Source organism: Pseudomonas sp. Hp2 (assembly GCF_006386585.1).
GTDB lineage: Bacteria > Pseudomonadota > Gammaproteobacteria > Xanthomonadales > Xanthomonadaceae > Pseudomonas_S > Pseudomonas_S boreopolis.
Genome location: NZ_VAHJ01000013.1, coordinates 1 through 2,571, shown reverse-complemented (window position 1 = coordinate 2,571; position 2,571 = coordinate 1). Strand labels below are relative to the sequence as shown.

The window sequence follows — 2,571 nt, the reverse complement described above, 5'->3', positions numbered from 1 at the left end:
CAGTCGGCGCGTCTGACCGACGCGAGCCGCTTGCACCGCTTGGAGCTGGCGGGGTTGCCGGCGCAGGTGGTGGAGCGGTGGTACGGGCGCGAGGAGGTCTCGCGGGGGTACGACTACTGGGTGGACGTGCTGTCCGCGGACGCGGGTCTGGCGCTGGAGGGCTGGCTGGGCCAGCGGGCGACGCTGTACACGCGCGATGCGCGGGGCGGGCAGATCGCCCGCAGCGGACTGGTGAACGAGGCGACGCTGCTGGACAGCGAAGGCGGGCTGGCGCGCTACCGGGTGCGGCTGGTGGGCTGGACCTGGTGGCTCTCGCAGGGCCGCCACAGCCGGGTGTTCCAGGACCGCAGCGTGGTGGAGATCGTCGAGGCGGTGTTTTCCGGGTATGCGCCGCAGGCGAGCTGGCGCTGGAGCGAGGAGGTGGCCGGGTTCCTGTCCGAGGCGCGGCCTCGCCGCTACTGCGTGCAGTACCGCGAGAGCGACCTGGCGTTCGTGGCGCGGCTGCTGGCCGAGGAAGGGCTGGGCTGGCGCTGGGAGACGGACGGGGAGGCGGCCAGCGGCCACCGGCTGGTGATCTTCGCCGCCAGCGGGGAGCAGCCGCAGGAGGCGGCCTCGGCGGCGCAAGGCGGGGTGCGCTTCCACCGCGGCGATGCGACCGAGGCGAGCGACAGCGTGCTGGCGCTGGGGCGGCGGCGCACGCTGGGCTCGAGCCAGCTGACCGTGCTCAGCCACGACTACCGCAGCAGCCGGGCGCTGAGCGCGCAACTGCCGCTGGCCGGCGGGGACGCCACGCCGCGCGAGCTGTACGAGCCGGCCGGGCAGTACGCCTACGCCAGCAGCGCCGAGGCCGAACGCTACGCCCGGCTGATGGCGCAGGCGCAGGAAGCGTCCTGGTCGGCCTGGGAAGGACGCGGCACCGTGCGCAGCTTCACCGCCGGGCAGTGGTTCGCCGTGAGCCAGTGGCCGGGCGGGGCCGCGCAACTGTGGCTGAGCCGGGTCGAACACGTGGGCGTGAACAACCTGCCCACCGACGCGCGCGAAGCGCTCGAGCAGGCCCTGCCCCCGGCCACGCCGCCGCTGGCGGTGCCGGCCGAGGTGGAAGCACTGGCGGCCCGGGTCGGCTATGCCCACCGGTTCCAGGCCGTGGAGCGCGACCGACCATGGCGGCCGGTGCTGGAGGACGAGACCGGCGCTCGCACGAACCCGCGGCCGACCGCGCCGGGCTACCAGAGCGCGATCGTGGTCGGCCCGGACGGGGCGACCACGCCGAACGGCGCGCAGGAGGTGTATGCCGATGCGCAGGGCCGGATCCGGGTGAAGCTGCACTTCCAGCAGGGCCAGGCGGCGGACGACCGCGACACGGCGTGGCTGCGGGTGAGCCAGCGCTATGCCGGCCCGGGCGTGGGCAGCCAGTTCCTGCCGCGGATCGGCCAGGAAGTGCTGGTGGGGTTCCTGGAAGGCGACATCGACCGCCCGGTGGTGCTGGGCGCGCTGTACAACGGCCGCGGCGAGGCCGGGGTGGCGGCCACGCCGGGCGGGCGCAGCGAGGCGGCCGGGCAGGACCCGGCCAGCCTGTACGCCCAGGCCACGGATGCGCGCGCCAGCGCCCAGGCCAACCTGGCCGGCGGCCATGCCCCGGCCTGGCATGCGGCCGGCGGCGGCGAGCAGGCGCACCGGCATGCCGGCGCCCTGTGGGGCGTGCAGTCCAAGGAATGGGGCGGGTCGGGCCACAACCGGCTGCTGTTCGACGACAGCGACGGGCAGCTGCGCCTGCAGCTGTCGAGCAGCCAGTACGCCAGCCAGCTCAACCTGGGGCACCTGATCCACCAGGCCGACAACTACCGCGGCAGCTTCCGCGGCGAAGGCTTCGAACTGCGCACCGACGCGTGGGGCGCGGTCCGGGCCGAACGCGGGCTGTGGCTGAGCGCGTATGGCCATGACGGAACCCGTCCGGCCGGCACGGCGGCGCAACCGGCGGCGTTGCTGAAGCAGCTGCAGACCCTGGGCAAGACCTTCACCCAGGCGGCCGGCACGCACCAGACCGCGCGGCTGGCGGCGGCCGAGGGCGTCAAGCAGGCTGGCGTGTCGCAGCTGGTCCCGGACCAGGCGCCGCTGCAGGCGACGCTGACGAGCGTGTCGACGACGGTGCCGGGCACGGCCTACGGCGAGGCCGAAGGGGCGGCGCACGAGCGCAGCGCCAGCCCCGGGGCGGACCGGGTGCCGCACACGGGCGATCCGCTGCTGGGCTTGGCGGCCCCGGCCGGGATCGGGCTGGTGGCGGGCCAGGCGCTGCACTGGAGCGCGGGGGAGACGCTGACGTTGGCGAGCGGGCGAGGCAGCGAGGTGGCGGTGGCCGGCGATGCGCGGCTGCATGCGGGCCAGGCGATCGGGGTGCTGGCGGCGGCGGTGGAAGGCGGCAACACGCAGGGCCACACCCTGAGCGTGGTCAGCGGCGAGGGCGAGCTGGAGTTGCAGGCGCAGAACGACGAGGTGCGGCTGCAGGCGCGGCAGGGGCTGAAGGTCGTCAGCGCGAACGCGGCGGTGGAACTGGCGGCGGGCAAGCGGGTGCGG

Annotated in this window: 1 protein-coding gene; it reads left to right on the top strand. The window is 75.3% G+C overall.

Features of this window, described 5'->3' with window-relative positions:
• Positions 1-30: 30 nt before the first annotated feature.
• The coding region (locus FD678_RS20110; protein ID WP_218569900.1) for a type VI secretion system Vgr family protein at positions 31-2,571 on the top strand (2,541 nt) is incomplete at its 3' end.